Annotated in this window: 24 protein-coding genes; 12 read left to right on the top strand and 12 right to left on the bottom strand. The window is 66.9% G+C overall.

Annotated features, from left to right (window positions below; all coding sequences use genetic code 11):
- Nucleotides 1-100: 100 nt before the first annotated feature.
- Nucleotides 101-1,168, top strand: coding sequence for a 2Fe-2S iron-sulfur cluster-binding protein (locus ACRDTL_RS12085; protein ID WP_431506943.1), 1,068 nt, complete (start codon nucleotides 101-103; stop codon nucleotides 1,166-1,168).
- Between the two features lie 23 nt (nucleotides 1,169-1,191).
- Nucleotides 1,192-1,728 (top strand): hypothetical protein, encoded by a 537-nt coding sequence (locus tag ACRDTL_RS12090; RefSeq protein ID WP_431506944.1) that lies wholly within the window; start codon nucleotides 1,192-1,194, stop codon nucleotides 1,726-1,728.
- 7 nt (nucleotides 1,729-1,735) lie between these two features.
- Here ACRDTL_RS12090 and ACRDTL_RS12095 read toward each other — a convergent pair whose 3' ends face one another.
- Complete coding sequence (locus tag ACRDTL_RS12095) at nucleotides 1,736-2,614, bottom strand: type 1 glutamine amidotransferase domain-containing protein (RefSeq protein ID WP_431506945.1); 879 nt, start codon at nucleotides 2,612-2,614, stop codon at nucleotides 1,736-1,738.
- Nucleotides 2,615-3,096: 482 nt separating this feature from the next.
- Nucleotides 3,097-5,208, bottom strand: coding sequence for an acyl-CoA dehydrogenase family protein (locus tag ACRDTL_RS12100; RefSeq protein WP_431506946.1), 2,112 nt, complete (start codon nucleotides 5,206-5,208; stop codon nucleotides 3,097-3,099).
- A gap of 272 nt (nucleotides 5,209-5,480) precedes the next feature.
- Here ACRDTL_RS12100 and kstR point away from each other — a divergent pair, with 272 nt between their 5' ends.
- The 3 genes from kstR (at nucleotide 5,481) to ACRDTL_RS12115 (ending at nucleotide 8,344) form a co-directional block, all read left to right on the top strand.
- Complete coding sequence (gene kstR / locus ACRDTL_RS12105; RefSeq protein ID WP_431506966.1) at nucleotides 5,481-6,086, top strand: cholesterol catabolism transcriptional regulator KstR; 606 nt, start codon at nucleotides 5,481-5,483, stop codon at nucleotides 6,084-6,086.
- 82 nt (nucleotides 6,087-6,168) lie between these two features.
- Nucleotides 6,169-7,089 carry an MBL fold metallo-hydrolase gene (locus ACRDTL_RS12110; protein ID WP_431506947.1) on the top strand — a complete coding sequence of 307 codons (921 nt, stop codon included), beginning with the start codon at nucleotides 6,169-6,171 and terminating at the stop codon, nucleotides 7,087-7,089.
- A gap of 13 nt (nucleotides 7,090-7,102) precedes the next feature.
- The gene (locus ACRDTL_RS12115) at nucleotides 7,103-8,344 is read left to right on the top strand and encodes an SLC13 family permease (protein ID WP_431506948.1); all 1,242 of its coding nucleotides are present in this window, start codon (nucleotides 7,103-7,105) and stop codon (nucleotides 8,342-8,344) included.
- A gap of 3 nt (nucleotides 8,345-8,347) precedes the next feature.
- Here ACRDTL_RS12115 and ACRDTL_RS12120 read toward each other — a convergent pair whose 3' ends face one another.
- The 6 genes from ACRDTL_RS12120 to carD are packed head-to-tail and all read right to left on the bottom strand — an operon-like array spanning nucleotide 8,348 to nucleotide 13,232.
- Nucleotides 8,348-9,226 (bottom strand): glycerophosphodiester phosphodiesterase family protein, encoded by an 879-nt coding sequence (locus tag ACRDTL_RS12120; protein ID WP_431506967.1) that lies wholly within the window; start codon nucleotides 9,224-9,226, stop codon nucleotides 8,348-8,350.
- A gap of 17 nt (nucleotides 9,227-9,243) precedes the next feature.
- Nucleotides 9,244-10,173: a 23S rRNA (guanosine(2251)-2'-O)-methyltransferase RlmB gene (gene rlmB / locus ACRDTL_RS12125; RefSeq protein ID WP_431506949.1), complete on the bottom strand. Its 930-nt coding sequence runs from the start codon at nucleotides 10,171-10,173 to the stop codon at nucleotides 9,244-9,246.
- Nucleotides 10,174-11,574, bottom strand: coding sequence for a cysteine--tRNA ligase (gene cysS / locus ACRDTL_RS12130; protein WP_431506950.1), 1,401 nt, complete (start codon nucleotides 11,572-11,574; stop codon nucleotides 10,174-10,176).
- Between the two features lie 19 nt (nucleotides 11,575-11,593).
- Nucleotides 11,594-12,073, bottom strand: coding sequence for a 2-C-methyl-D-erythritol 2,4-cyclodiphosphate synthase (gene ispF / locus ACRDTL_RS12135; RefSeq protein ID WP_431506951.1), 480 nt, complete (start codon nucleotides 12,071-12,073; stop codon nucleotides 11,594-11,596).
- A complete protein-coding gene (gene ispD / locus ACRDTL_RS12140; RefSeq protein WP_431506952.1) occupies nucleotides 12,070-12,741 on the bottom strand; it encodes a 2-C-methyl-D-erythritol 4-phosphate cytidylyltransferase in 672 nt (223 codons plus the stop codon). The genes ispF and ispD overlap by 4 nt, the downstream gene beginning before the upstream one ends.
- Nucleotides 12,742-12,743: 2 nt before the next feature.
- Complete coding sequence (gene carD, locus ACRDTL_RS12145) at nucleotides 12,744-13,232, bottom strand: RNA polymerase-binding transcription factor CarD (RefSeq protein WP_431506953.1); 489 nt, start codon at nucleotides 13,230-13,232, stop codon at nucleotides 12,744-12,746.
- 316 nt (nucleotides 13,233-13,548) lie between these two features.
- Between carD and ACRDTL_RS12150 the strand changes: the two genes are divergently transcribed.
- From ACRDTL_RS12150 to disA, 3 genes are read left to right on the top strand one after another with little or no spacing between them, the layout of a single operon-like run.
- On the top strand, nucleotides 13,549-14,124 hold the full coding sequence (locus ACRDTL_RS12150) for a hypothetical protein (protein ID WP_431506954.1): 576 nt from the start codon (nucleotides 13,549-13,551) through the stop codon (nucleotides 14,122-14,124).
- 45 nt (nucleotides 14,125-14,169) lie between these two features.
- Complete coding sequence (gene radA / locus ACRDTL_RS12155) at nucleotides 14,170-15,597, top strand: DNA repair protein RadA (protein WP_431506955.1); 1,428 nt, start codon at nucleotides 14,170-14,172, stop codon at nucleotides 15,595-15,597.
- Nucleotides 15,594-16,706 carry a DNA integrity scanning diadenylate cyclase DisA gene (disA, locus tag ACRDTL_RS12160; RefSeq protein WP_431506956.1) on the top strand — a complete coding sequence of 371 codons (1,113 nt, stop codon included), beginning with the start codon at nucleotides 15,594-15,596 and terminating at the stop codon, nucleotides 16,704-16,706. Before radA ends, disA begins: the two co-directional genes overlap by 4 nt.
- A 24-nt stretch (nucleotides 16,707-16,730) precedes the next feature.
- On the opposite strand, the gene ACRDTL_RS12165 is transcribed toward disA, so the two are convergent.
- Both ACRDTL_RS12165 and ACRDTL_RS12170 read right to left on the bottom strand, forming a co-directional pair.
- Nucleotides 16,731-17,537: a hypothetical protein gene (locus ACRDTL_RS12165; RefSeq protein ID WP_431506957.1), complete on the bottom strand. Its 807-nt coding sequence runs from the start codon at nucleotides 17,535-17,537 to the stop codon at nucleotides 16,731-16,733.
- 73 nt (nucleotides 17,538-17,610) lie between these two features.
- Entirely contained in the window at nucleotides 17,611-18,246 is a 636-nt protein-coding gene (locus ACRDTL_RS12170; RefSeq protein WP_431506958.1) for a carbonic anhydrase, read from the bottom strand.
- Between ACRDTL_RS12170 and ACRDTL_RS12175 the strand changes: the two genes are divergently transcribed.
- Nucleotides 18,245-19,147, top strand: coding sequence for an A/G-specific adenine glycosylase (locus tag ACRDTL_RS12175; RefSeq protein ID WP_431506959.1), 903 nt, complete (start codon nucleotides 18,245-18,247; stop codon nucleotides 19,145-19,147). The genes ACRDTL_RS12170 and ACRDTL_RS12175 overlap by 2 nt on opposite strands.
- Here the strand turns inward: ACRDTL_RS12175 and ACRDTL_RS12180 are convergent.
- Entirely contained in the window at nucleotides 19,127-19,891 is a 765-nt protein-coding gene (locus ACRDTL_RS12180) for an alpha/beta fold hydrolase (protein ID WP_431506960.1), read from the bottom strand. The genes ACRDTL_RS12175 and ACRDTL_RS12180 overlap by 21 nt on opposite strands.
- A 23-nt stretch (nucleotides 19,892-19,914) precedes the next feature.
- Between ACRDTL_RS12180 and mhuD the strand changes: the two genes are divergently transcribed.
- From mhuD to ACRDTL_RS12195, 3 genes are all read left to right on the top strand, one after another.
- Nucleotides 19,915-20,232: a mycobilin-forming heme oxygenase MhuD gene (gene mhuD, locus ACRDTL_RS12185; protein WP_431506961.1), complete on the top strand. Its 318-nt coding sequence runs from the start codon at nucleotides 19,915-19,917 to the stop codon at nucleotides 20,230-20,232.
- Nucleotides 20,207-21,571 carry a serine hydrolase gene (locus ACRDTL_RS12190; protein WP_431506962.1) on the top strand — a complete coding sequence of 455 codons (1,365 nt, stop codon included), beginning with the start codon at nucleotides 20,207-20,209 and terminating at the stop codon, nucleotides 21,569-21,571. The genes mhuD and ACRDTL_RS12190 overlap by 26 nt, the downstream gene beginning before the upstream one ends.
- A 144-nt stretch (nucleotides 21,572-21,715) precedes the next feature.
- Complete coding sequence (locus ACRDTL_RS12195; RefSeq protein WP_431506963.1) at nucleotides 21,716-22,795, top strand: HoxN/HupN/NixA family nickel/cobalt transporter; 1,080 nt, start codon at nucleotides 21,716-21,718, stop codon at nucleotides 22,793-22,795.
- 17 nt (nucleotides 22,796-22,812) lie between these two features.
- On the opposite strand, the gene ACRDTL_RS12200 is transcribed toward ACRDTL_RS12195, so the two are convergent.
- On the bottom strand, nucleotides 22,813-24,658 hold a 1,846-nt coding region (locus ACRDTL_RS12200; protein WP_431506964.1), incomplete at its 5' end, for an ATP-dependent Clp protease ATP-binding subunit.

Here is a 24,658-nt window from a genome sequence, read left to right on the forward strand (position 1 = left end):
GTTCCGATTTGTGTCGAGCAGGGTGTTCCTGCGGCTGGTGGCGGTCCAGAGCACGGTTTCTGTAACATGTTCTAGTTATGACGGAAGGGAGGGTCGTGTCTTGACGGACACCGTTCCCGACGAGCCGCTCGGCAGCCACGTCCTGGAACTGCAGGTCGCCGACGTCGTCGCCGAAACCGGCGACGCGCGGTCGCTGGTGTTCGCGGTTCCGCATGGTGCCGAGATTCCGGCCGACCGGCTGCGATATGCGCCCGGCCAGTTCCTGACACTGCGCATCCCGAGCGAGCGCACCGGCTCGGTGGCGCGCTGCTATTCGCTGTGCAGCTCACCGTTCACCGACGATGCGCTCACCGTCACCGTCAAGCGGGACGGCACCGGATACGCGTCGAACTGGCTGTGCGACCACGCCCACCCCGGCATGCGGCTCCACGTGCTGGCCCCGTCGGGCAACTTCGTGCCCAAGACCCTTGACGACGACTTCCTGCTGATCGCCGCGGGCAGCGGTATCACCCCGATCGTGTCGATCTGCAAATCCGCGCTGGCCGAGGGCAGTGGGCAGGTGGTGCTGCTCTACGCCAACCGGGACGAGCGCTCGGTCATCTTCGGCGACGCGCTGCGCGAGTTGGCCGCCAAGTACCCCGACCGTCTGACCGTCGTGCACTGGATGGAATCGCTGCAGGGTCTGCCAAGCGCAACCGCGTTGGCCAACTTGGCTGCCCCCTACACCGATCGGCAGGCATTCATCTGCGGCCCGGGGCCATTCATGCAGGCCGCTCGCGAGGCCCTCGAATCGCTGAACGTGCCTGCGCAGCAAGTGCATATCGAGGTGTTCAAGTCGCTGGAGACCGATCCATTCGCCGCGGTGAAGATCGAGGATGACGGCAACGAGCCGCCGGCAACCGCGGTGGTGCAACTCGACGGGGAGACGCACACGGTGTCGTGGCCGCGCCGGGCAAAGCTGCTCGATGTGCTGCTGGACGCCGGCCTCGACGCGCCGTTCTCCTGCCGGGAGGGTCACTGCGGCGCCTGCGCCTGCAGCCTGCGCAGCGGCAAGGTGGACATGGAGGTCAACGACGTCCTCGAGCAGCAGGACCTCGACGACGGGCTCATCCTGGCCTGCCAGGCCCGTCCGGAAGCCGATTCGGTCGAAGTCACCTACGACGAGTAACCGCGAGGAGTTAAGTTCTGCTGATGAACAAGCGGCTGGTGACGGCGGTGGCGGGCATCGGACTGATGCTGGCGTTGGCGCCACCCGCGGTTGCACCTGCGGCAAGCAACACCAACACCACCTTGTTTCCCGTCGACGAGGGAACCCAGCTGGAGACCCACAACACGGTCGATTGCCATAAACCGACCGGCAGCTGCGACTTCACCGTCGGCGCGGACTTGCGCACGCCCGACGCGGTGACCGGATTCCCACCCGGGCTGTGGGCCAGGCAAAGCACCGAAATCCGGTCGACGAGCCGGGTGGCCTACCTCGACGTACACGCCACCGGCGGATCCGAGCGGGTCATGAAGCAGGGCGGCACCGACGTGATCACCGACATCTACACGGGTGCGGGGCCGCCGGAGAAGTACCAGACCACCGGCCGTATCGATTCGACCGACTGGCACACCGGCCAACCCAAGACGGACGTGAATGTCATTGTCTGCACGCATATTCAGGTGGTCTATCCCGGCGTCAACCTGACGTCGCCGGACACCTGCACGCAGACGACGTTTTCCTGATGTGTCGTCAAGGCGCCGGGTCTGTGCGCGCGGACTTCAGCTTCTGCGACAAGACCGCTGCAAAGGTATAGGTATCACCTGGCCAGCGTGCCGACAAGTAGGTGTCGTCGTCAACGACAAACGCCGGCCGCGAGTCGTTCGCAGTATCCCGCACAATTCCTGAGGTCTTGATCCGCCAATGTGGCGATCCACGGACAACGTCACAGAAGTCGGTTGGGTTTTCGAGGGCCCGGGTGACCTCCGACTGCACTGACATGTAGCCGTCGGGCTGACCGGGGTCCTCGATGTAGGTGCGGTAGTAGTTGGGATCCCAGAATCGAGTGACTCGGGTGAGACGCCAGGCGCTGCGCTCAAGCGCCCAGGTCAACGCCGTCGTCCGGCGCCCGTAGAGCACTGAGCGACCTGCCGTGGGATCAACACTACGAGCGGCGAGCAACACACCGTGACAGATCGCGGCCACGATCATCCCGCGGGCAAAGGCGTCGACAACGAGGCGCTGAAGCGTGTCGTTGTCGATGTATCGGCGCATGCCGCGGGCACGGTGGCCACCCGGCAGCAGCAACGCGTCAATGTCGTCAAGGGTGATTTCAGTCCAGCTGAACGGATGCTGATACTCCGTCGACTGCAGCATGTCCTGATATGCGCGGCGCGCGTCCTTGTTCGCCCGTAGCATCCGCCCGACCATTGCCACCGCGCCCAAAACCGGTATCGCAGACCAGATGTCCAAACCGCGGCCGGTTACCATGATGTCGTCGGCCACCCCAGGTGTGCCGCTTTCGGTGGCGAAGACCACTCGGTGACCGTCCGCGCTCAGGACATGCCAACTGACCGCGACCTCGGTCGGGTCGAAGTCGCGATCCGGAATCGGAATCAGCACAGTACCCATTGGTGATGTCCCAGCTTACGGCCCAGCGCGGGCGTCGCGCGGTTTCCGCAGCAGGTAGACGTCGGCATCACGGGCGTTAACGGTTATCGCGGAAATGACGCGGGGAAGGCTGCGGCGACGGTAGGTGAGCAGCCAGTGCCAGAACACGATACAGCCTTCAGACGCACTTCGAGCACGTCGTACGGGCCGAGGTCACCGTCCAGAGTCCACCGGTCTCCGCTGACAAGCTCGCGTTGGATTACCGTCCACCGATCGCGCGGAATCGGGCTTAGATCAGGTGGCCAGAAGTGTTTGTCGAGTTCGATCACCGGCAAGCCGGTGATGCCGCCGAGCCGGGCGGAGAACGGACTTGCCCGCACCCCCGCGCCCTAGAACGACAACTCGCTTCACCGTGTGACTCTTATCATCTGCGCCGAGACAGAAGCCACGGTTGTGAGATTCGCCCGATCAACGACCCTGGCTTCTGCCTCGCGACAGGGTGACTAGCGCGGCAGGCCCAGCAACCGTTCGGCGGCCAGCGTGAGCAGGATCTGCTCGGTGCCACCGGCGATCGTGAGGCACCGGGTGTTGAGGAAGTCGTGTACGGTCCTGTCCTCGACAATGCCGGCGCCGTCGGTCAGATCCATCCGGTATTCGGCCAGCGCCTGCCGGTACCGCACGCCGATGAGCTTGCGGACACTGGACTGCGCGCCGGGATCCTGCCCGCCGACGGCCATTTGGGCGATGCGCTGATCGAGCAGCGCGCCGGCCTGCGCGGTAACGATCAAGCGCGCCAGCCGATCCTGCTGGGCGACGTCGAGATCGATATCGGCCGCCGCTGCCAGCAGCTGTTCCATCGGGTTGCCCAGCGCGGTGCCGGCCGCCATCGCGACGCGCTCGTTGGCCAGCGTGGTGCGCGCCAGCCGCCAGCCGTCGTTCACCGTGCCGACGACCATCTCGTCGGGCACGAATACGCCGTCCAAAAAGACCTCGTTGAACAGCGCGCTGCCGGTGATCTCGCGCAGCGGCCGGATATCGAGGCCGGGTGCGCTCATGTCGACCAAGAAGTAGGTAATGCCTTTATGCTTTGGAGCGTTTCGGTCCGGATCGGTACGGGCCAGGCAAACCCCCCACTGCGCCTTGTGCGCCGACGACGTCCACACCTTCTGCCCGGTCAGCTCCCAGCCGCGCTCGACCGGCACCGCCCTGGTGCGCAGCGACGCCAGGTCGGAACCTGCGCCGGGCTCGGAAAACAGCTGACACCAAAAGATGTCGCCGCGCAGGGTGGCCGGCACAAACCGCTGCACCTGCTCGGGTGTGCCGTGTTCGAGGATGGTCGGCGCCGCCCACCAGCCGATCACCAGATCGGGGCGCGAAACACCGGAAGCCGACATCTCCTGATCGATCAGCAGCTGCTCGGCCGGTCCGGCTTCACGGCCGTAGGGCTTCGGCCAGTGCGGCGCCAACAGTCTCGCCTCGGCCAGCGCCACCTGCCGCTTGTCTGCGGGAAGCGCCGCGACCTCCGCGACCGCTTCGGCGATCTGGGGCCGCAGGTGGGCGACGTCACCGAGATCGATGCTCAGCCGACGGCGGACTCCGGCCCGGGTCAGCGCTGCGGTGCGGCGTAACCAGCGCGCCGACCCGCCGAGGAATTGCCCGATGCCGTAGGCGCGGCGCAGGTACAGGTGCGCGTCGTGCTCCCAGGTGATGCCGATGCCGCCCAGGACCTGGATGCAATCCTTGACGTTGGCCTTGGCGGCGTCGATGCCGATGCCGGCCGCGATCGCCGCGGCGATCGACAACTGGCTGCGATCGGAATCGGCGGCGGCGTGTGCGGCATCGGCGGCGGCCACCGTGGCCTGCTCGGCGCGGCACAGCATCTCCGCGCAGATGTGCTTGATGGCCTGGAAGCTGCCGATCGGCTTGCCGAACTGCTCGCGCACCTTCGCGTAGGCCACCGCGGTGTCCAGCGCCCAGCGGGCGACTCCGGCCGCCTCGGCGGCCAGCACGGTGGCGGTGAGGTCTTCGACCGGCTCGTCGGCGACCGCGGCGGCAGGCGCCGACGTCAGCACCACCCGCGCCAGCGGCCGGGAGAAGTCGGTGGCACCCAGCGGCTCGACCGCCACACCGTCGTCGGTGGCGTCGGTGACCAGCCACGTCTCGGCGGCCGGCAGCAGCAACACACCACCGGCGTCGGCGCCGAGCACCCCCGGCAGACTGCCCGACGCGCGGCCCGTCTCCGCATCGAACTCCACGTCACCGCCCAGCGCCACACCGGCGACACGCTCACCGGACGCCAGCGCGGCGCGCAATTGCGGGTCGGCGACTACCAGCGTGGCCAGCGCCGTCGTCGCCACCGGGCCGGGCACCAGGGCCCTAGCGGCCTCCTCGACCATCGCGCACAGATCTTCGACGCTGCCACCGGCGCCCCCGCAGTCTTCCGGAACCGCCACACCGAACAGTCCCAGTCCGGCCAGGCCCGCGAACACCGGCCGCCAGGCGTCGGCCTTGCCCTGTTCGATGTCGCGGATCGCCGACCCGGCACCCGACCCGGCCGCCCAACCGCGCACCAGCTCACGCGCCGCGAACTGTTCGTCGGTGATGGTCGCTGGCACGATCGGCTCCTGATTCCACGTGACAAGGGCGCTAAGCAACACTAGAACGTGTTCTAATAGTGCCAGCGATCGACCGTCAAGTCGAACGCCATCGCAGCAGGAAACCTCGGTGTCCCGGCCGCACGGAGGTGGGAAATTCGCGCTCGGCGTGCGTATCGTTTCGAGCGGGAATGCAAGAAGAAGGAGTTGCCCGTCACATGTCGTCGCCAGCGAACACCAACTCGGGCCGAGCCTCCGGTGCATCCGGTACGCAGCCCCGCGAGGTACTGAACGTGTCGGTACTGGCGGAGTCCGAGCTCGGGTCGGAAGCGCAGCGCGAGCGTCGCAAGCGGATTCTGGACGCGACGACGGCGATCGCCTCCAAGGGCGGCTACGAGGCCGTCCAGATGCGCGCGGTGGCCGACCGGGCCGACGTGGCCGTCGGGACGCTGTACCGCTACTTCCCGTCGAAGGTGCATCTGTTGGTGTCGGCGCTGGGCCGCGAATTCGAGCGCATCGACGCCAAGACCGACCGATCCGCGCTTACCGGCGCAACACCGTATCAGCGGCTGAACTTCGTGGTCAGCAAGCTCAACCGCGCGATGCAGCGCAATCCGCTGCTGACCGAGGCGATGACCCGTGCGTACGTGTTCGCCGACGCCTCGGCGGCCGGCGAGGTCGATTACGTCGAGAAGCTGATCGACTCGATGTTCGCCCGTGCGATGAGCGACGGTGAACCGACCGAAGACCAATACCACATCGCCCGGGTGATCTCCGATGTGTGGACATCGAACCTGCTTGCGTGGCTTACCCGGCGCGCGTCAGCGACCGACGTAAGCAAGCGGCTGGACCTGGCGGTCCGGCTGTTGATCGGCAACGGGGAAAACACCACGGTCTGAATCTCAGGCGCAGCGGGTCGCCACAAAGTAATTTAGGCTGGCACAACGTGGCTGCTATCAACCTCGACCCCGTGTTCGGCTGATGCGGCTACGGCCCGGGCGCCCCGACATCGCCCGCTATTCCCACCGGTTCACCGTGCCCGCCGCGCAGCCCGGCGCGCCGTTGACCGTGACGTGGATGGGCGTTTCCACGCTGTTGCTGGACGACGGGTCGTCGGCGCTGATGACCGACGGCTACTTTTCCCGGCCCCGGCTGTCGCGGGTGGCGTTGGGCAAGGTGTCGCCATCGTCGGCCCGAGTCGACGGCTGTCTGGCCCGGGCCAGGGTGACGCGGTTGCAGGCCGTCGTTCCGGTGCACACCCATATCGACCACGCGCTGGACTCCGCACTGGTGGCCGACCGCACCGGCGCGCAACTGGTCGGCGGCGAGTCGGCGGTCAACGTCGGCCGCGGCTACGGGCTGCCGGAGGAGCGCCTGGTCGTGGCCGTACCGGGAAAGCCAATACCGTTGGGCCCCTTCGAGCTCACGCTGGTGGAGTCGCAACACAGTCCGCCCGACCGGTTTCCCGGCGTGATCACCGAGCCGGTGCGGCCGCCGGTGAAGGCATCGGCATACCGGTGCGGAGAAGCCTGGTCGACCCTCGTGCAGCACCGGCCGTCGGGCCGGCGGCTGTTGATCCAGGGCAGCGCCGGCTTCGTCAACGGCGCCCTTTCCGGCCAGCGCGCCGACGTCGTCTACCTCGGTGTGGGTCAGCTTGGCCTGCAACGTGAGTCGTACCTCGTCGACTACTGGACCGAGACGGTCCGCACCGTGGGGGCACGCCGAGTGGTGTTGATACATTGGGATGATTTCTTCCACCCGCTGTCAAAGCCGTTGCGGGCATTGTCGTATGCGGTTGACGATTTAGACGCTTCGCTACGCATCCTGGACAGACTGGCTACGGAGGACGCTGTCGCACTGGATCTGCCGGCGGTGTGGCAGCGCGAAGATCCCTGGACCTGAAGCGATCTGGACCTTGACCCTACTGCTTGCGCTGCTGCTGCTTGCTGTTGTCCTCGCCTTCGCGGTTGCACGTCCACGAGGCTGGCCCGAAGCATTCGCCGCCATTCCCGCCGCCGTCGTCCTGGTCGGTGTCGGCGCGATCTCGGTGCACCAAGCCGTGACAGAGGCGGCAAGCCTGGCACGCGTGGTCGCGTTCCTGGGTGCGGTGCTGGTCCTGGCCAAGATGTGCGACGACGAAGGCTTGTTCGAGGCGGCCGGCGCGGCAATGGCGCGAGCCCGGTTCGGCTCACAGCAGCTGCTGCGGCAGGTCTTCCTGATCGCGGCCACCATCACCGCCGTGCTGAGCCTCGACGCCACCGTAGTGCTGTTGACCCCGGTGGTGCTGGCCACGGTCCGCTGGCTGCGGGCGCCGGTCCGCCCGCACGCCTACGCCAGCGCCCATTTGGCCAACGCCGCCTCGCTGCTGCTCCCGGTGTCGAATCTGACCAATCTGCTGGCTTTTCACGTCGCGGATCTCTCGTTCACCAAGTTCACATTGCTGATGGCGCTGCCATGGCTGGCCGCGGTGGGCACCGTGTACGTGGTCTTCCGGTTTTTCTTCGCCCGGGATCTGCGCGTGGAACCCGATCGCCAGCGGATCGGGCCGCCGCCAAGGCCGCCGGTGTTCGTGCTGGTGGTGGTGGCGCTGACGCTGGCAGGGTTCGCGATCGCCGAGGCGGCCGATGTGGCCCCGGCATGGGCAGCGCTGGCCGGCGCGTCGGTGCTGGCGATCCGCAGTCTCGCTCACCGGCGCACCACGGCGGTAGAAATCGTGCGCGCGGTGAACGTGCCGTTCTTGCTGTTCGTGCTGGCGCTGGGAATCGTCGTGCAGGCCGTGATGCTCAACGGTGTCGCCGACGGCATGCGCACGGTGCTGCCGACCGGCACCGGCCTGCTCGCGCTGCTCGGTATCGCGGCGGTGGCCGCCGCGCTGGCCAATATCGTCAACAACCTGCCCGCGACGCTGGTACTGCTGCCGCTGGCGGCCACCAGCGGGCCGGCGGCAATCCTGGCGGTGCTCATTGGGGTGAACATCGGGCCCAATCTGACCTATGTCGGATCACTGTCCAACCTGTTGTGGCGTCGGGTGCTGCGCCAGCACAACGTCGGCGTCAGCGTCGGCGAATACACCCGACTGGGCCTGTGCACCGTGCCCACCGCACTGACGGCAGCGGTGTTGGCGCTGTGGGTCAGCGTGCGGCTGCTCGGCATCTGATCCCTACCTGCGGTACGCCGGCGGCAACGGCATGCCGAGTTCGGCCAGCACCGCGCGCAGCATGGCAGGATTGTCGGTGACAATGCCGTCCACCCCGATTGCGATCTGGGCGCGCATGGTGTCGACGTCGTTGATAGTCCACGGAATAACCTTGAGTCCCAACGCGTGTACCCGGTCGACCAACGCGTCATCGACCAACGAGTAGGTTGGCGAAACGATGTTCGCGCCGACTAACGTGGCGCCGACGAGAGGATCACCGACCACGGCCGGGTTGATCCCACCCAGCCACGGCGAATCGGGTCGCCACGTCATCTGGTCCCACAACGCCACCACAGGAATCGACGGCTCCGCGCTACGCACCGCTTGCAAGGTCCGCCAGTCGAAGCTCGCCATCTCGACCCGATCGACCTTGCCAGCGGAGCGGACCGCGGCCATGATTACGTCGACAAATTCGTCGGGATCGGCTGTCGCGGAAGGCTGCTCGGCGTCGACCTTGGTGTCGATGTCGTAGCGAACGTCGGCCCGATACGAGTCGGTGAGCGCGAAGACCTCCGGCAGTGTCGCGATCTCGCCGCCGCAGTCCAGCGTGTGGATCTGCGCCAGCGTGAGGTCGTGCACGAGCTTTCCGACGTAGGGATACTGCGGGTCGCCGGCGAATGCCGGCTCGGTGTCGACACAGTTCTCCGGCGGCATGTTCTCGTCGTGCCAGACCACCGGTTGGCGGTCCCTGGTGATTCCGATATCGAACTCCAGTGTGCTGACGCCTATTTCGAGCGCGTGTGCACCGCCGCGATGCGCCACCAGGTCAAAGCCGGCTGATTGGGCAGCCACCGTCGGCATCGGGCCCAGAACGACGGCGGCCGACAGAAGCAATGTGCGCAGTCGTGCGATCAATCGATTCAGCGCCTGCGCTGGCGGGCGATTTCGGCGAGCACCACCCCGGCGGCCACCGAGGCGTTCAGCGATTCGGCCGGGCCGGCCATCGGGATCGACACCACCGCGTCGCAGTTCTGCCGTACCAGTCGCGACAGCCCCTTGCCCTCAGAGCCGACGACCAGCACCACCGGGCCGGCGCCGTCGAGTTCGTCGAGCGTGGTGTCACCGTCAGTGTCCAGTCCGACCACCTGTACACCACGGTCGGCCCAATCCTTCAGTGTGCGAGTGAGATTGGTCGCCCGCGCGATCGGAACCCGGGCTGCTGCACCGGCGCTGGTTCGCCAGGCTACCGCCGTCACCGAGGCGGAGCGCCGCTGCGGGATCAATACCCCATGGCCGGCGAAGGCAGCCACCGACCGCACGATGGCGCCCAGGTTGCGCGGGTCGGAGATGTTGTCCAAGGCGACCAGCAGCGCGGGCGGAGCGTCGATCGCGGCGGTGATCAGGTCGTCGGGGTGGGCGTAGTCGTACGGCGGCACCTGCAGGGCGATGCCCTGATGCAGGCCGTTTGTGGTCATCCGGTCCAGGTCGCTGCGCGGTACCTCGAGGATTGCGATACCGGAATCAGCGGCGCGCGTGACGGATTCGGTTAGCCGCTCGTCGGCCTGGGCGCCAAGGGCAACGTAGAGCGCGGTCGCGGGAACGCCGGCGCGCAGGCATTCCAGTACGGGGTTGCGGCCCAGCACCGTTTCGACGTCGTCGCTGCGCTTGGCCGGCCGGCGCGGCTGTGACTTGAACCGCTTGGCGGCCGGGTGGTGGGGCCGCAGGTGTGCGGGCGGAGTCGCACCGCGACCCTCCAGGCCACGGCGGCGCCGGCCGCCGGAGCCGACCGTCGGCCCCTTTTTGGTGCCGGGTTTGCGTACCGCCCCGCGGCGGCGCGAATTACCGGGCATCTAGTTGGCTTCCAACGACCACTGCGGCCCGTCGGCAGTATCGGTGACCTCGATACCGGCGTCTTTGAGCCGGTCGCGGATCTCATCGGCCAGCTTCCAGTCACGCTGCTCGCGCGCCCGCTCGCGCCGCTCCAGCTCGGCACTCACCAGCACCCCGACGGCCGCCAACGCGGCGGACGTCTCGTCGTGGGATTCCCAGCGTTCGTCGAGCGGGTCGCAGCCCAGGACGCCCATCATCGCCCGGATCGCGCCGGCGTGGGCCAGCGCGACGTCGTGGTCGCCGGCGTCGAGTGCCCGATTGCCCTCCGCCCGGGTGTGGTGCACCTCGGCCAGCGCGGCCGGCACCGCCAGGTCGTCGTCGAGCGCTGCAGCGAACCGCGGCGTCCACTGGCCGGGAACGACGCCACCCACCCTGTTGCGCACCCGATGCAGGAAGTCCTCGATGCCGACATAGGCATTGACGGCGTCCTGTAGCGCGGTCTCGGAGAACTCCAGCATCGAGCGGTAATGAGCGCTGCCCAGATAGTAGCGCAGCTCGGCGGGTCGAACCCGTTGCAGCACGGCGGGAATCGCGAGCACGTTGCCCAGCGACTTGCTCATCTTCTCCCCGCCCATCGTCACCCAGCCGTTGTGCAGCCAGTAATGGGCGAACCCGTCGCCGGCCGCCCGGGCTTGCGCGATCTCGTTCTCATGGTGAGGGAACACCAAATCCATTCCACCACAGTGGATATCGAACTCCGGGCCGAGATACTCCCGAGTCATGGCCACACACTCCGAATGCCATCCGGGCCGGCCCCGGCCCCACGGCGTAGGCCACGACGGCTCGCCCGGTTTGGCGCCCTTCCACAGGGTGAAATCGCGTTGGTCGCGCTTCCCGGTCGCAACGCCCTCGCCTTGGTGGACGTCGTCGAGCTTGTGCCCGGACAACTGGCCGTAACCGGGACAGCTCAGCACGTCGAAGTAGACATCACCACCGCCGGTGTAGGCGTGGCCGGTATCGATCAGCCGCGCAATCAGCTCGGCTATCTGGGTGATGTGCCCGGTGGCGCGCGGCTCGGCTGACGGCGGCAGTACGCCCAGCGCGTCGTAGGCAGCGGTGAATGCACGCTCGTAGGTGGCCGCCCATTCCCACCACGGACGGTGCGCCGCGGCGGCCTTGTTGAGGATCTTGTCGTCTATATCGGTCACGTTCCGGATGAACGCGACGTCGTAGTCCCCTGCGATCAGCCAGCGGCGCAGGATGTCGAAGGCCACCGCGCTGCGGACATGACCGATGTGCGGCAGGCCCTGAACGGTGGCGCCGCACAAGTAGATGGAGACGTGTCCGGCGCGCAACGGAACGAAATCACGCACGGCACCCGTCATGGTGTCGTGAAGTCGCAGCCCAGCCGCATCGGTCACGACGTGCCAGCTTACCGGGCTATCGGACCCCTACCACCAACGCCGTGGCGATCGCGGCCAGGCCCTCACCGCGGCCGGTCAGACCCAGCCCGTCGGTGGTGGTGGCCGACACCGACACCGGGGCGTCAAGGATCTCGGAGAGCACCTGCTGCGCCTCGGCGCGCCGCGGGGCTATTTTGGGCCGGTTACCGATGACCTGGACAGCGACGTTGCCGATGCGGAAGCCGTTCTGGGTGAGCAGTCCGCGGACGTGGCTCAGCATTTCCCGGCCTTCCGCGCCGGCCCACCGCGGCTTGTCCACACCGAAGATCTCACCGATGTCGCCAAGGCCCGCGGCCGACAGCAACGCGTCGCACAGGGCGTGCACGGCAATGTCGCCGTCGGAGTGCCCGGCACAGCCGTCGGCGTCAGGAAACAGCAAGCCCAACAGCCAGCAGGGCCGTCCGGGCTCGATTGGGTGTACGTCGGTGCCCAGACCGATCCTCGGCAACTCGCTCACCGGGTCACAATCGCTTGGGCCAGTAGCACGTCGAGTGGGGTGGTGATCTTGAACGCCAGCGGGTCGCCGTCAACCACCTGCACCTGCCCACCGATGTGCTCGACCATCGACGCATCGTCGGTGAAATCACCGGTTCCCGCGCGCTGGTAGGCACGTCGCAGCAGGTCTGTCGCGAATCCCTGTGGAGTCTGCACCGCCCGCAGCCCGGCACGCTCCGGCGTACCCAGCACCACTCCGTTGGCGTCGACGGCCTTGATGGTGTCGGGCACCGGCAGCGCCGGCACCACAGCCGAGTACCCGGCCCGCAGCGTCTCCACCACGCGCACCACCAGTCCCGGCGGTGTCAGCGCCCGGGCCGCGTCGTGTATCAACAGGAAGTCCGGCTCGTTCGCGCCACAAAATTCCGCCAGCGCGCGGCTCACCGACTCGCGGCGGTTGTCGCCGCCCGTGACGATGGTGGCGTCGGATCCGAGGATGAGTTTTGCCTGGTCAGTATGGTCGGGCGGCACCGCCACCACGATATGGTCAACCACGCCGGATTCCACCAGGCCGCCGACCGCTCGTTCGAGCAGGGTGCGCCCGCCCAGGAGAAGAAATGCCTTGGGGATCCCGGCGGCCAGCCGCCGTCCCGAGCCCGCGGCCGGGACTACCGCGACCGTGCCCGTCACAGTCAGGACGCGGCGGCCAGAACCTCGTCGAGGATGGTCTCCGCCTTGGCGTCATCGGTGCTTTCGGCAAGCGCCAACTCGCCGACCAGGATTTGCCGCGCCTTGGCCAGCATGCGCTTCTCGCCCGCGGACAAGCCGCGCTCCTGGTCACGGCGCCACAGGTCGCGCACAACTTCGGCCACCTTGTGGACATCGCCGGAGGCGAGCTTCTCCAGGTTGGCCTTGTAGCGGCGCGACCAGTTGGTCGGCTCCTCGGTGTGCGGAGCGCGCAGCACCTGGAACACCTTGTCCAGGCCTTCCTCGCCGACCACATCGCGAACGCCGACGTATTCGGCGTTATCAGCGGGTACTCGAACTGTCAGGTCTCCCTGCGCCACCTTCAAGACGAGATATTCTTTTTGTTCGCCTTTGATGGTCCGGGTTTCGATCGCCTCGATTAACGCAGCACCGTGGTGTGGATAGACAACGGTATCTCCGACCTTAAAAATCATCTGATGCGAGCCCCTTTCGATACTCCATGCTAACACGGCTTGCCGACACGTGCTGAACAACGGTGCAGGTCAGGGGCATCGGATGCGAAGACTGGGGGTTGACAGACGCGCGAATTCATGCATGGCACCGACCTTTTGGAAAACCCGTTCGGGCCCCGTCGGGACCCTCGGCGGGCCCTATCTGGCAGCACTTAGATCGTACTGCGCTGGTTACCGGCCTCTGCTACCGCCCGCCCCGGCGACCTACTACTGTGCATAGTCGACCCTGGGCAAAATCGAACCCGGTGCGGCGTGGAGGCTGAGCAGGAGGCTTTGAGTGAACCCCTTCGACATCCGACACTCGCGCACCGTCGCCACCCTGGCGGCCGGCGGCTTACTCGGTGCCATCGCGCTCACCGGCTGCGGCAGCGGCCAGCTCTCGCAAACTGCGTCCCAGGTGCCCGCCATCAACGGCACCCAGATGGCGATCAACAACGTGTTGCTGCGCAATGTCCACATCCAGGCCGTGCAGACCGGCGACTTCCTGCGGCCGGGCCACACCGTGGACCTGATACTGGTGGCCACCAACCAGTCGGCGGACTTCGCCGACAAACTGGTCGGCATCACCACCGAGATCGGCACCGTGACATTGTCCGGCGATTCGCAGGTGCCCGCCGGCGGTGTGCTGTTCGTCGGTAGCCCTGACGGCCAGAACCAGCAGGCCGTCGACGCCGTGGAGGCCGCCGAGAACGCGAAGGCGATCGTGGCGTTGGACAAGCCGATCACCAACGGCCTCACCTACAACTTCACCTTCGATTTCGAGAAGGCCGGAAGCGGCAGTTTGAAGGTGCCGATTTCGGCCGGACTGGCGCCCCGGCGAAACGAAGCACCGACGCCGGCTGAGCGGCCTTAGCCGGCCAACGGGTTATTTGTCGTACCCGCCGGATACCGTCACGGCGTGGCCAAGGCACGTTCGCAGTACCGCTGTTCGGAATGCCGCCATGTCACCGCTAAGTGGGTGGGCCGTTGCCTGGAGTGCGGCACCTGGGGCACGGTCGATGAGGTGGCGGTGCTCAGCGCGGTCAATGGCAGCAGTCGCCGCTCGGTGGTCCCGTCATGTGCGGCGGTACCGATCAGCTCCGTCGAGCCACACCGGGCTCGCCATTGCCCAACCGGAGTCGGTGAACTCGACCGGGTGCTCGGTGGTGGTGTGGTGCCAGGCTCGGTGACGCTATTGGCGGGTGATCCCGGCGTGGGCAAGTCGACGTTGCTGCTCCGGGTCGCCCACCAGTGGGCGCAGTCGGGCCACCGGGCGCTGTACGTATCCGGCGAGGAGTCCCGCGGCCAGATCCGGATGCGCGCCGACCGGACCGGCTGCGGCCACGACGAGGTGTTTCTGGCCGCCGAATGCGACCTGCACGCGCTGCTCGGCCACATCGAGGCCGTGCAGCCCACGTTGGTCGTGGTGGACTCGGTGCAGGCCATGTCCACCACCGAGGCCGACGGTGTCAGCGGCGGCGTCACCCAGGTGCGTGCGGTGACCACCGCGCTGACCGCCGCGGCGAAGGCCACCGGAGTCGCGCTGATCCTGGTCGGCCACGTCACCAAGGACGGGGCCATTGCCGGGCCGCGTTCGCTTGAACATCTCGTCGACGTGGTGCTGCATTTCGAGGGCGACCGCAATTCCACCCTGCGCATGGTCCGCGGCCTGAAGAACAGGTTCGGCGCCGCCGACGAAGTCGGCTGCTTTCTCTTGCACGACAGTGGAATCGACGGTGTCGCCGACCCATCCGGCCTGTTTTTGGATCAGCGGCCACGTCCGGTGCCCGGAACCGCGATCACGGTGACCATGGACGGCAAGCGGCCGCTGGTCGGCGAGGTCCAGGCGTTGCTGGCCACACCGTCGGATGGGCGCCCGCGGCGTGCCGTCAGCGGCATCGACCACGCCCGCGCCGCGATGATCATCGCGGTGCTGGAAAAGCACGCCCGGCTGTCCATCTCTGTCAGCGATACCTTTTTGTCCACCGTCGGCGGAATGCGGTTGACCGATCCGTCGTCGGACCTGGCGGTGGCGGTCGCGCTGGCGTCCGCGTACGTAGATCTGCCGCTGCCGGCCACTGCGGTGGTCATCGGCGAGGTCGGCCTGGCGGGCGATCTGCGGCAGGTCAACGGCATGCAACGTCGGCTGGCCGAAGCCGCCCGGCAGGGCTTCACCACCGCGCTGGTTCCGCCGGGATGCGACGCGGTACCGGCGGGTTTGCGGGTACTTCCGGCGGCCACCATCGTCGCGGCGCTTCAGCACACCCTCGACATCGCTCAAGATCGCCGGAACGCGCCGTTACGCCTACTAGACCCACCCCCGGCAGAGCAGAATGGCTGGCAATGACTGCGAGCAAGGCGAAGACGAACGGCGCGCTGCCGACAACGCGACCAACCCTGCGCGAAGCCGTCAGCCGGCTGGCCCCGGGCACTGGCCTGCGCGATGGTCTGGAGCGCATCCTGCGCGGCCGGACCGGTGCGCTGATCGTGCTCGGCTACGACGACAGCGTGGAGGCCATCTGCGACGGTGGCTTCTCCCTGGACGTGCGGTACGCGCCGACCCGGCTGCGCGAGCTGTCGAAGATGGACGGCGCGGTGGTGCTGTCCACCGATGGCAGCCGTATCCTGCGGGCCAATGTCCAGCTGGTCCCCGACCCGTCGATACCCACCGACGAATCCGGAACGCGGCACCGCTCGGCCGAGCGGGCCGCCATCCAGACCGGTTACCCGGTGATCTCGGTCAGCCACTCGATGAGCCTCGTGACCGTCTACGTCAGCGGAGAACGTCACGTGCTGGCCGACTCGGCGAACATCCTGTCACGGGCCAACCAGGCCATCGCGACGCTGGAACGCTACAAAATCCGGCTCGATGAGGTCAGTCGACAACTGTCCAGGGCCGAGATTGAAGACTTCGTCACGCTGCGCGAGGTGATGACAGTGGTGCAACGGCTGGAGTTGGTCCGCCGGATCGGCCTGGTGATCGACTACGACGTGGTCGAACTGGGCACCGACGGACGTCAACTGCGGCTCCAGCTCGAGGAGCTACTCGGCGGCAACGACACCGCCCGGGAATTGATCGTGCGTGACTACCACGCCAACCCCGAGCCGCTGTCCAAGGCAGAGGTCGCGGCCACCCTCGACGAGCTGGACGCCCTGTCGGATACCGAGTTACTCGACTTCACCGTGCTGGCACAGGTGTTCGGATATCCGTCGACAACCGAGGCTCAGGATTCAGCGATGAGCTCGCGGGGCTACCGGGCCATGTCCGGTATTCCGCGCCTACAGTTCGCCCACGTGGACCGGCTCGCCCGCGAGTTCGGTTCGCTGCAGGGCCTGCTGGCGGCCAGCGCCAGCGACCTGCAGTCGGTGGAAGGCATCGGCGAAATGTGGGCCCGACACGTGCGGGAGGGCCTGTCGCAGTTGGCCGAGTCGACGATCGCCGACCCACTGGGGTGAACCCACCCGGCGACGATGTCGAGGTCAGTTGCCGGGGGCGGGCGGACCCGGCGGCGGCCCGAGTGGTGCGGGGCCGGGCATTGCGGGTTGAGGCGCGCCCGGCGCCGCCACCGGCGGCGCACCCGGCGGCGCCGCGGCAACCAGCATGAACGGAACAGGCGCCGAACGCAGATTGCCCAGCTGCACGACGAGGTTATAGGTGCCGGGCCCAATCGCCGGTCGCGGGAGCGGGCAGTGCGGCGCCGAGCCCATACCGGTCCAGGTCACGGCGGTGGTGACCTGCTCACCCGGCCTGAACGCCTTCACCAGGGTCTCGTTGGACGGCGCGCAGTCCAGGTTGGACCACAACCGCTTGTTGTCCAGGGAATAAACGTAGGCCGCCAGCACCGCGGCACCGACGTCACGTTTGCAGGTGACCAGGCCGATATTGGTGACGACCATCGTGAATTTCGGCTGGTCACCGATCACGTACTGGGGTGCGTTGGTCAGCCCTTTGGCGGCCAGCGTCGAGTCCGGGCAGTCATCACCCTCCTTCAGCACCGGTGGCGGCTGAACCGCCGCGGTCGGTGTCTCGGCGGGGGGTTGGTTCTGCGCTGCCGGCGGCTCCACCGGCGTGTTGACGTCGGGCTGCGCCGGTGCGGCGGCCGGTGGGTTCTGTGCGGCCTTCGGCTTGTCAGCCGCAGTGGTGTTGGCGCCCGCGCTGCCGCTCAGCACAGCGACGACGGCCGCGACGACGATCCCGACGACGACCACTCCAATACCCAGCGCCAATCCCCTGCGCCGCCAATAAATCTCCGGCGGTAGCGGGCCATGCGGTTCTAGATCCAGCACATTCACACCGTAAGGCCAGGTCACCGCAACGCGTCCGATCGTTCTCGGCGTGTCGCGAGGCTGGTGTTGGCGACTAGGCGGGCGGGGCGCCCTCATCGCCCACATTGCCGATGTGGTCACGCAGCACCACCCGCCCGTCGGCGAGGTGGTAGGTGACGCCCACAATCGCCAGCGTGCCCGCGGCCACCCGCTCGGCAATCGCCGTCGAGCGGGCCAGCAACTGCGCCCCGGTCTCGGCCACGTGCCGCGCCTCGAATTCGTCGACCCTGGTCAAGCCTTCGCGGCGGCCCAGCAGGATCGACGGTGTCACCCGCTCGACCAGGTCACGCACATACCCGCCCGGCAGCACGCCGTCGTCGAGCGCGGCCAGCGCCGCCTTCACCGCACCGCAGCTGTCGTGGCCGAGCACCACGATCAGCGGCACCTCGAGCACGGTCACCCCGAACTCGATCGAGCCCAATACCGCAGAGTCGATGACGTGCCCGGCGGTGCGGACCACAAACATATCGCCCAGGCCCTGGTCGAAAATGATCTCCGCGGCCACCCGGCTGTCCCCGCAGCCGAACACCACCGCGGTCGGCTTCTGCCCCTCGGCCAATCTCGCTCGATGCTCGATGCTCTGGCTGGGGTGCTCGGGCTTGCCGGCGACGAACCGTTCGTTACCCTCTTTGAGTGCCTTCCACGCGGATATCGGATTGGTATTGGGCATGGCGCACATTCTGCCGCACTCGCCGATGAGCATTCCGGCCACCGACCTGCTGGACTGGTACGACCGGGAGCGACGCGACCTGCCGTGGCGTCACCCCGGGGTGAGCCCGTGGCAAATCCTGGTCAGTGAGTTCATGCTGCAGCAGACACCGGTTGCCCGGGTGCTGCCCATCTGGCAGGACTGGGTGATGCGCTGGCCGACGCCGTCCGCGACCGCCGCGGCCAGCGCTGCCGACGTGCTGCGCGCCTGGGGGAAGTTGGGCTATCCACGGCGGGCGAAACGCCTGCACGAGTGCGCCACCGTGATCGCACGCGACTACGGCGATGTGGTTCCCGACGACGTCGACACTCTGCTGACCCTGCCCGGTGTGGGCAGCTACACCGCGCGGGCGGTGGCGTGCTTCGCCTACCGTCAGCCGGTACCGGTGGTAGACACCAATGTTCGCCGGGTGGTGGCCCGCGCCGTACATGGCCGCGCCGACGCCGGTGCGCCGTCGGCGGCCCGCGACCACACCGACGTCGCCGTGCTGTTACCAGAAAACGATATGGCACACCGATTCTCGGCGGCATTGATGGAGCTGGGCGCGACGGTGTGTACCGCGCGCAATCCGCGCTGCGGGTTGTGCCCACTCAGCCAGTGCCGATGGCGACAGGCCGGCTATCCTGCCGGCGACGGGCCGCCGCGTCGCCCGCAGACCTATGCCGGGACGGACCGTCAGGTCCGCGGTGTACTGCTGGATGTGTTGCGCACCAGTGACTTCCCGGTTACTCGCACCCAGCTGGACGTGGCTTGGCTGACCGATACCGAGCAGCGTGACCGGGCACTGGATTCGCTGCTTGCCGACGGGCTGGTGACACGGACGATCGACGGCTGCTTTACCTTAGCCGGTGAAGTGGGTTAAGAAGGACTCCACCGCTTGGCGGTACACCTGCGGCGCCTCGTCGTGTACCAGGTGGCCGGCATCGGGCACACGCAAGTACGTTGCCTGATAGCCGGTTTCGTTCATCGTCAACATCTGGCCCACCGGTGTGACCGAACTGCCGGCCTCGATGAGCAGCGCAGGCGACCGCACCGCCTGCCACTGCGCCCAGTAGTCGCGAGTGCCCCACTCGGCGGCGATCTCGATCCAGCGTGAGGTGTGGCCGTGCAGCCGCCAGCCGGTCGCGGTGAGGTCGAACGCCTCCAGGAAATACCGGCCGGAAATCTCTCCGAATTCGGCGATCACCTGTTCGGCAGAATCGAATTCGACCGGCAGGCTGTGCAGCCACGGCTCCCACGGGCCGGTGGTGCGCCCGCGGAAATCTGGCGCCATATCTTCGATTACCAGCGCCGAGACCAGATCCCGACGTTCGGCCGCCAGGCACCATGAATGCAGCGCACCCATCGAATGGCCTACCAGCCGTGCCGGCGTGCTCAACGCGGCTACCGCGTCACCCAGGTCGGCCACGAAGCGTTCGGTGCTGATCGGGTACGGGTCGGCGACGTCGCGGCCGCGATGCCACGGCGCGTCGTAGGTGTACACGGCGCCCAGCCGGGTCAGCCAGGGCAGCTGCCGCGACCAGGTGCTGCCCCGACCCATCAGGCCGTGCACCAGTACCACCGGCTCGCCGGATCCACCACGATGGGTTAGCAGATCGGTGGCCATCCTGCGCACGGTAGCCTGGCGGCATGCCAGTGGTGAAGATCAACGCAATCGAGGTGCCTGCGGACGCCGGCCCTGAACTGGAAAAGCGGTTCGCCCATCGGGCGCACGCCGTCGAGAACTCCCCCGGCTTCCTCGGGTTCCAGCTACTTCGCCCGGTCAAGGGTGAAGACCGCTACTTCGTGGTGACCCAGTGGGAGTCCGAAGAAGCCTTCCAGGCATGGGCGACCGGGCCCGCTATCGAGGCCCATGCCGGACACCGGGCCAACCCGGTGGCGACCGGTGCATCGCTCCTGGAATTCGAGGTTGTGTTAGACGTTGCCGGCACCGGCTCGACAGCGTAACCCGCGCCGGCTACCGCACCAGGCGGCGGTAGTGGCTGCGGCCGCCACTCTGGTCGCTGCCGTGGCGCCCGGTTGTGCGCCGCCGCACGCTCCGTCGGCGCACGCGGCGAACACCGGCGTACGGATCGACATCCGGACCCCGCCCGGTTTGCGGGCTCAGCAGACCCTGGACATGCTCAACTCGGACTGGCCGATCGGTCCGGTCGGGGTGCGCACGCTAGCCGCGCCCAAGATGGTCGAGCAGGTCGATATCGATATGGAAGAGCTGTGGTGGGACCGTCCGTTCGCGCTCAGCGGTGTCGACATCAGCGCCGGCGCGGCCACGCTGGCGCTCATCACGTCCTACGGCGCGCGACAGGACATCCGCATTCACACCAACGACGCCACCCTGGTGGACGGGTTCGAGGTCACCACCCAGACGCCGACGATCACCTCCTGGCATGACCTCGATGCCACGTTGAACAAGACCGGCGCCCACTACTCGTGGCAGGTGGCCAAGGTCAACGACGGCCGTTGCGATCCGGTAGCGGGCACCAACACCGGACAGTCCTTGCCGTTGGCGTCGATATTCAAGTTGTACGTGCTGTACGCGGTGGCTGAGGCGGTCAAGGCTCAAACGGTGTCCTGGGACGACCAGCTGACGGTGACCGACAAGGGCAAAGCGGTCGGTTCTGGGATGGAACTACCGGTCGGCGCTCACATTTCGGTTCGCGGGGCTGCCGAAAAGATGATCGCCACGAGCGACAACATGGCCACTGACCTGCTGATCGGAAAGGTGGGCACGCGCGCCGTCGAGCAGGCCCTCGTCGCGGCCGGCAACCACGATCCGGCCGCCATGACGCCGTTCCCAACCATGTACGAGTTGTTCTCGGTCGCCTGGGGGCAACCCGACATGCGTGAGCAATGGAAACGGGCAACCCCGCAAGTCCGCGCCGACTTATTGCAACAGGCGGATTCGCGCCCGTACCAACCTGATCCGACTCGAGCCCACACCCCGGCATCTGGTTTCGGTGCAGAATGGTACGGAAGTGCTGAGGATATCTGCCGGGTGCACGCAGCGCTGCAGGCGAGCGCGGTCGGCAAAGCAGCTCCGGTCAAGCAGATCTTGGGCGCGGCGCCAGGCATCGATTTGGACCGGCGGGAGTGGCCGTACGTCGCGGCGAAAGCCGGTGGCCTGCCGGGAGACCTGACGTTCAGCTGGTATGCCGTCGACAGGACGGGACAGCCGTGGGTGGTCAGCTTTCAGCTGAACTGGTCGCGTGATCACGGGCGCAGTGTGACCGGCTGGATGCTGCAGATCGCCAAGCAGGTCTTCGCGCTGCTGCCCATGCTGCGCTAAGCTCGCGAAAGTCCATGTGAACGGCGAGGAAACCGGTGCATATTCCGGTGCGGTCGCGCCACTGTGACCAGCGTTTCGGCGCTGGAAGTCAGACCTTCGGTTCACATCGCGGATGGGGACGCGTAATCCCCGGAGGGCAGTTCAATGGCTGTTCCGGCATTCTTGTCGGCCTGGAATCGACGCGACCGCGTCGAAATTGGCGCCCTGATGAGCGTGATCGCGCTGATGCACCTTGTTGGGTTTGCGACACTGATATTGCTGATCGGGCCGCGGCATTATCACGCCGGGACGCAGATTTTCGGCGTCGGATTGGGCGTCACCGCCTACCTGTTCGGCCTGCGGCACGCGTTCGACGCCGACCACATCGCCGCCATCGACAACACCACCCGCAAGCTGATGAGCGACGGTGGCAAGCCGAAATCCCTCGGATTCTGGTTCGCGATGGGTCATTCCACCATCGTGCTGCTGATGGCGATCCTCGTCGTCGCCGGTGCGCACGCGGTAGGCGCTCTGGTCGACGACAATTCGTCGGCCCGGCACGCGCTGGGTTTCGCCGGCACCCTCGCATCGGGGCTGTTCCTCTACCTGATCGCGATCATGAACATCATTGCGCTGATCGGTATCACCCGCGCCTTCACCAGGCTGCGGCGGGGGTCCTACTCCGACGAGGAACTCGAAGCCGCCCTGGGCGACCGCGGTTTCCTCGCGCGGTTGCTGCGCCCGATCATGAATCGGATTACCCGCCCGGTGCAGATCTATCCCGTCGGACTACTGTTCGGCCTCGGCTTTGACACCGCCACCGAAGTGGCGTTGTTGGCGCTCGCGGGCACTGGTGCCGCCGCCGGTATGCCGTGGTACGCGGTCTTGGTACTGCCGTTGCTGTTTGCCGCCGGTATGAGCCTGATGGACACGCTCGATGGGCTGCTGATGACCGCGGCCTACGACTGGGCGTTTATGCAGCCGGTCCGCAAGATCTATTACAACCTCACCGTCACCGGGCTTTCGATCGCGGTCGCGCTGCTGATCGGTTCGATCGAGTTGGTGTCGATATTGCACGACGATCTCGGCTGGGTCGACCCGGTCAGCAGTTGGGTCAGCGGCATCAACCTCAACAACGCGGGGGTCGCGATCGTGGGATTGTTCGCCGTCACGTGGCTGGGCGCGATCGGCTACTGGAAGCTGGCCGATGTCGAAGCACGCTGGCAGCCGGCCAACCCGGACTAATTTTTGGGTCGCGAGGTTTACTGCGCCGTCGGGCCGCCCGCGCTGTGGGCTCCGGCCTTCGCCATATCGGGCTCGACCGGCTCGGCCGGCTTGCGGGTTCCGGTGAACGTGAACTTCACGTCCTCGCCGGCGCCTTCGCCGTCCCAGTTGTCGACGTCGACCGTGACGATCTGGCCCGGACCGATCTCCTCGAAGAGGATCTTCTCGCTCAAAGCGTCCTCGATTTCGCGCTGGATGGTGCGCCGCAGCGGGCGGGCACCCAGCACCGGGTCGAAGCCGCGCTTGGCCAGCAGCGACTTGGCCTTGTCGGCCAGCTTCAGGGCCATGTCCTTGCTCTTGAGCTGCTTTTCCAGCCGCCCAATCATCAGTTCGACCATCCGGATGATCTCTTCTCGGGTCAGTTGGTGGAAGACGATGACTTCATCGATGCGGTTGAGGAACTCCGGCCGGAAGTGCTTCTTGAGCTCGTCGTTGACCTTCTGCTTCATCCGCTCGTAGTCGTTGTCACCGCCGCCCTGGGTGAAGCCCAGGCCCACCGCCTTCGAAATGTCGGCGGTGCCCAGGTTGGACGTGAAGATCAGCACGGTGTTCTTGAAGTCCACCGTGCGGCCCTGACCGTCGGTCAACCGCCCGTCTTCGAGAACCTGCAACAGGCTGTTGTAAATCTCCTGATGCGCCTTCTCGATCTCGTCGAACAGCACCACCGAGAATGGCTTGCGCCGCACCTTCTCGGTGAGCTGACCACCCTCTTCGTAACCGACGTATCCGGGCGGTGCGCCGAACAACCGCGACGCGGTGAACCGGTCGTGGAACTCACCCATGTCGATCTGGATGAGCGCGTCGTCATCGCCGAACAGGAACTCCGCCAGCGCCTTGGACAGCTCGGTCTTACCCACACCGGACGGGCCGGCGAAGATGAACGAACCGGACGGACGCTTGGGATCCTTCAGCCCGGCGCGGGTACGACGAATCGCCTTGGAAACCGCCTTGACCGCGTCCTCCTGGCCGATGATCCGCTTGTGGACCTCGTCTTCCATGCGCAGCAAGCGGGTGGTCTCGGCCTCGGTGAGCTTGAACACCGGGATACCCGTCCAGTTGCCCAGCACCTCGGCGATCTGCTCGTCGTCGACCTCGGCGACCACGTCGAGATCACCGGAGCGCCACTGCTTCTCACGCTCGGCACGCTGCGTCACGAGTTGTTTTTCGCGGTCCCGCAGGCTGGCGGCCTTCTCGAAGTCCTGCGCGTCGATCGCGGACTCCTTCTCGCGGCGCGCTTCGGCGATCTTCTCGTCGAACTCGCGCAGGTCCGGCGGAGCGGTCATCCGGCGAATCCGCATCCGGGCCCCCGCCTCGTCGATCAGGTCGATGGCCTTGTCCGGCAGGAACCGGTCGTTGATGTAGCGGTCGGCCAGCGTGGCGGCGGCCGTGATCGCCGTATCGGTGATGGACACCCGGTGGTGTGCTTCGTAGCGGTCCCGCAGACCCTTGAGGATCTCGATGGTGTGCTCCACCGTCGGTTCCCCGACCTGCACCGGCTGGAAGCGGCGTTCCAGGGCGGCGTCCTTCTCGATGTACTTGCGGTACTCATCGAGGGTGGTGGCGCCGCTGGTTTGCAGGTCACCACGGGCCAGCTTGGGCTTCAGTATCGACGCGGCGTCGATCGCGCCTTCGGCGGCGCCCGCGCCGACCAGCGTGTGCAGCTCGTCGATGAACAGAATGATGTCGCCGCGGGTGTTGATCTCCTTGAGCACCTTCTTCAGGCGTTCCTCGAAGTCCCCGCGATACCTCGAGCCCGCGACCAGCGAACCCAGGTCCAGCGTGTAGAGCTGCTTGTCTTTCAGTGTCTCCGGGACGTCACCGTGC

Origin of the sequence: Mycobacterium sp. (genome assembly GCF_050700595.1) — a bacterium.
Lineage (GTDB): Bacteria > Actinomycetota > Actinomycetes > Mycobacteriales > Mycobacteriaceae > Mycobacterium.

What these genes read in the sequence shown, in the direction of transcription:
- ACRDTL_RS12090 (WP_431506944.1), top strand. Translation starts at nt 1,192, where the DNA reads ATGAACAAGCGGCTGGTGACGGCGGTGGCGGGCATCGGACTGATGCTG.
- ACRDTL_RS12095 (WP_431506945.1), bottom strand. Translation starts at nt 2,614, where the DNA reads ATGGGTACTGTGCTGATTCCGATTCCGGATCGCGACTTCGACCCGACC.
- ACRDTL_RS12110 (WP_431506947.1), top strand. Translation starts at nt 6,169, where the DNA reads ATGCGGCTACGGCCCGGGCGCCCCGACATCGCCCGCTATTCCCACCGG.
- rlmB (WP_431506949.1), bottom strand. Translation starts at nt 10,173, where the DNA reads ATGCCCGGTAATTCGCGCCGCCGCGGGGCGGTACGCAAACCCGGCACC.
- carD (WP_431506953.1), bottom strand. Translation starts at nt 13,232, where the DNA reads ATGATTTTTAAGGTCGGAGATACCGTTGTCTATCCACACCACGGTGCT.
- disA (WP_431506956.1), top strand. Translation starts at nt 15,594, where the DNA reads ATGACTGCGAGCAAGGCGAAGACGAACGGCGCGCTGCCGACAACGCGA.
- ACRDTL_RS12175 (WP_431506959.1), top strand. Translation starts at nt 18,245, where the DNA reads ATGGCGCACATTCTGCCGCACTCGCCGATGAGCATTCCGGCCACCGAC.
- ACRDTL_RS12170 (WP_431506958.1), bottom strand. Translation starts at nt 18,246, where the DNA reads ATGCCCAATACCAATCCGATATCCGCGTGGAAGGCACTCAAAGAGGGT.
- ACRDTL_RS12180 (WP_431506960.1), bottom strand. Translation starts at nt 19,891, where the DNA reads ATGGCCACCGATCTGCTAACCCATCGTGGTGGATCCGGCGAGCCGGTG.
- mhuD (WP_431506961.1), top strand. Translation starts at nt 19,915, where the DNA reads ATGCCAGTGGTGAAGATCAACGCAATCGAGGTGCCTGCGGACGCCGGC.
- ACRDTL_RS12195 (WP_431506963.1), top strand. Translation starts at nt 21,716, where the DNA reads ATGGCTGTTCCGGCATTCTTGTCGGCCTGGAATCGACGCGACCGCGTC.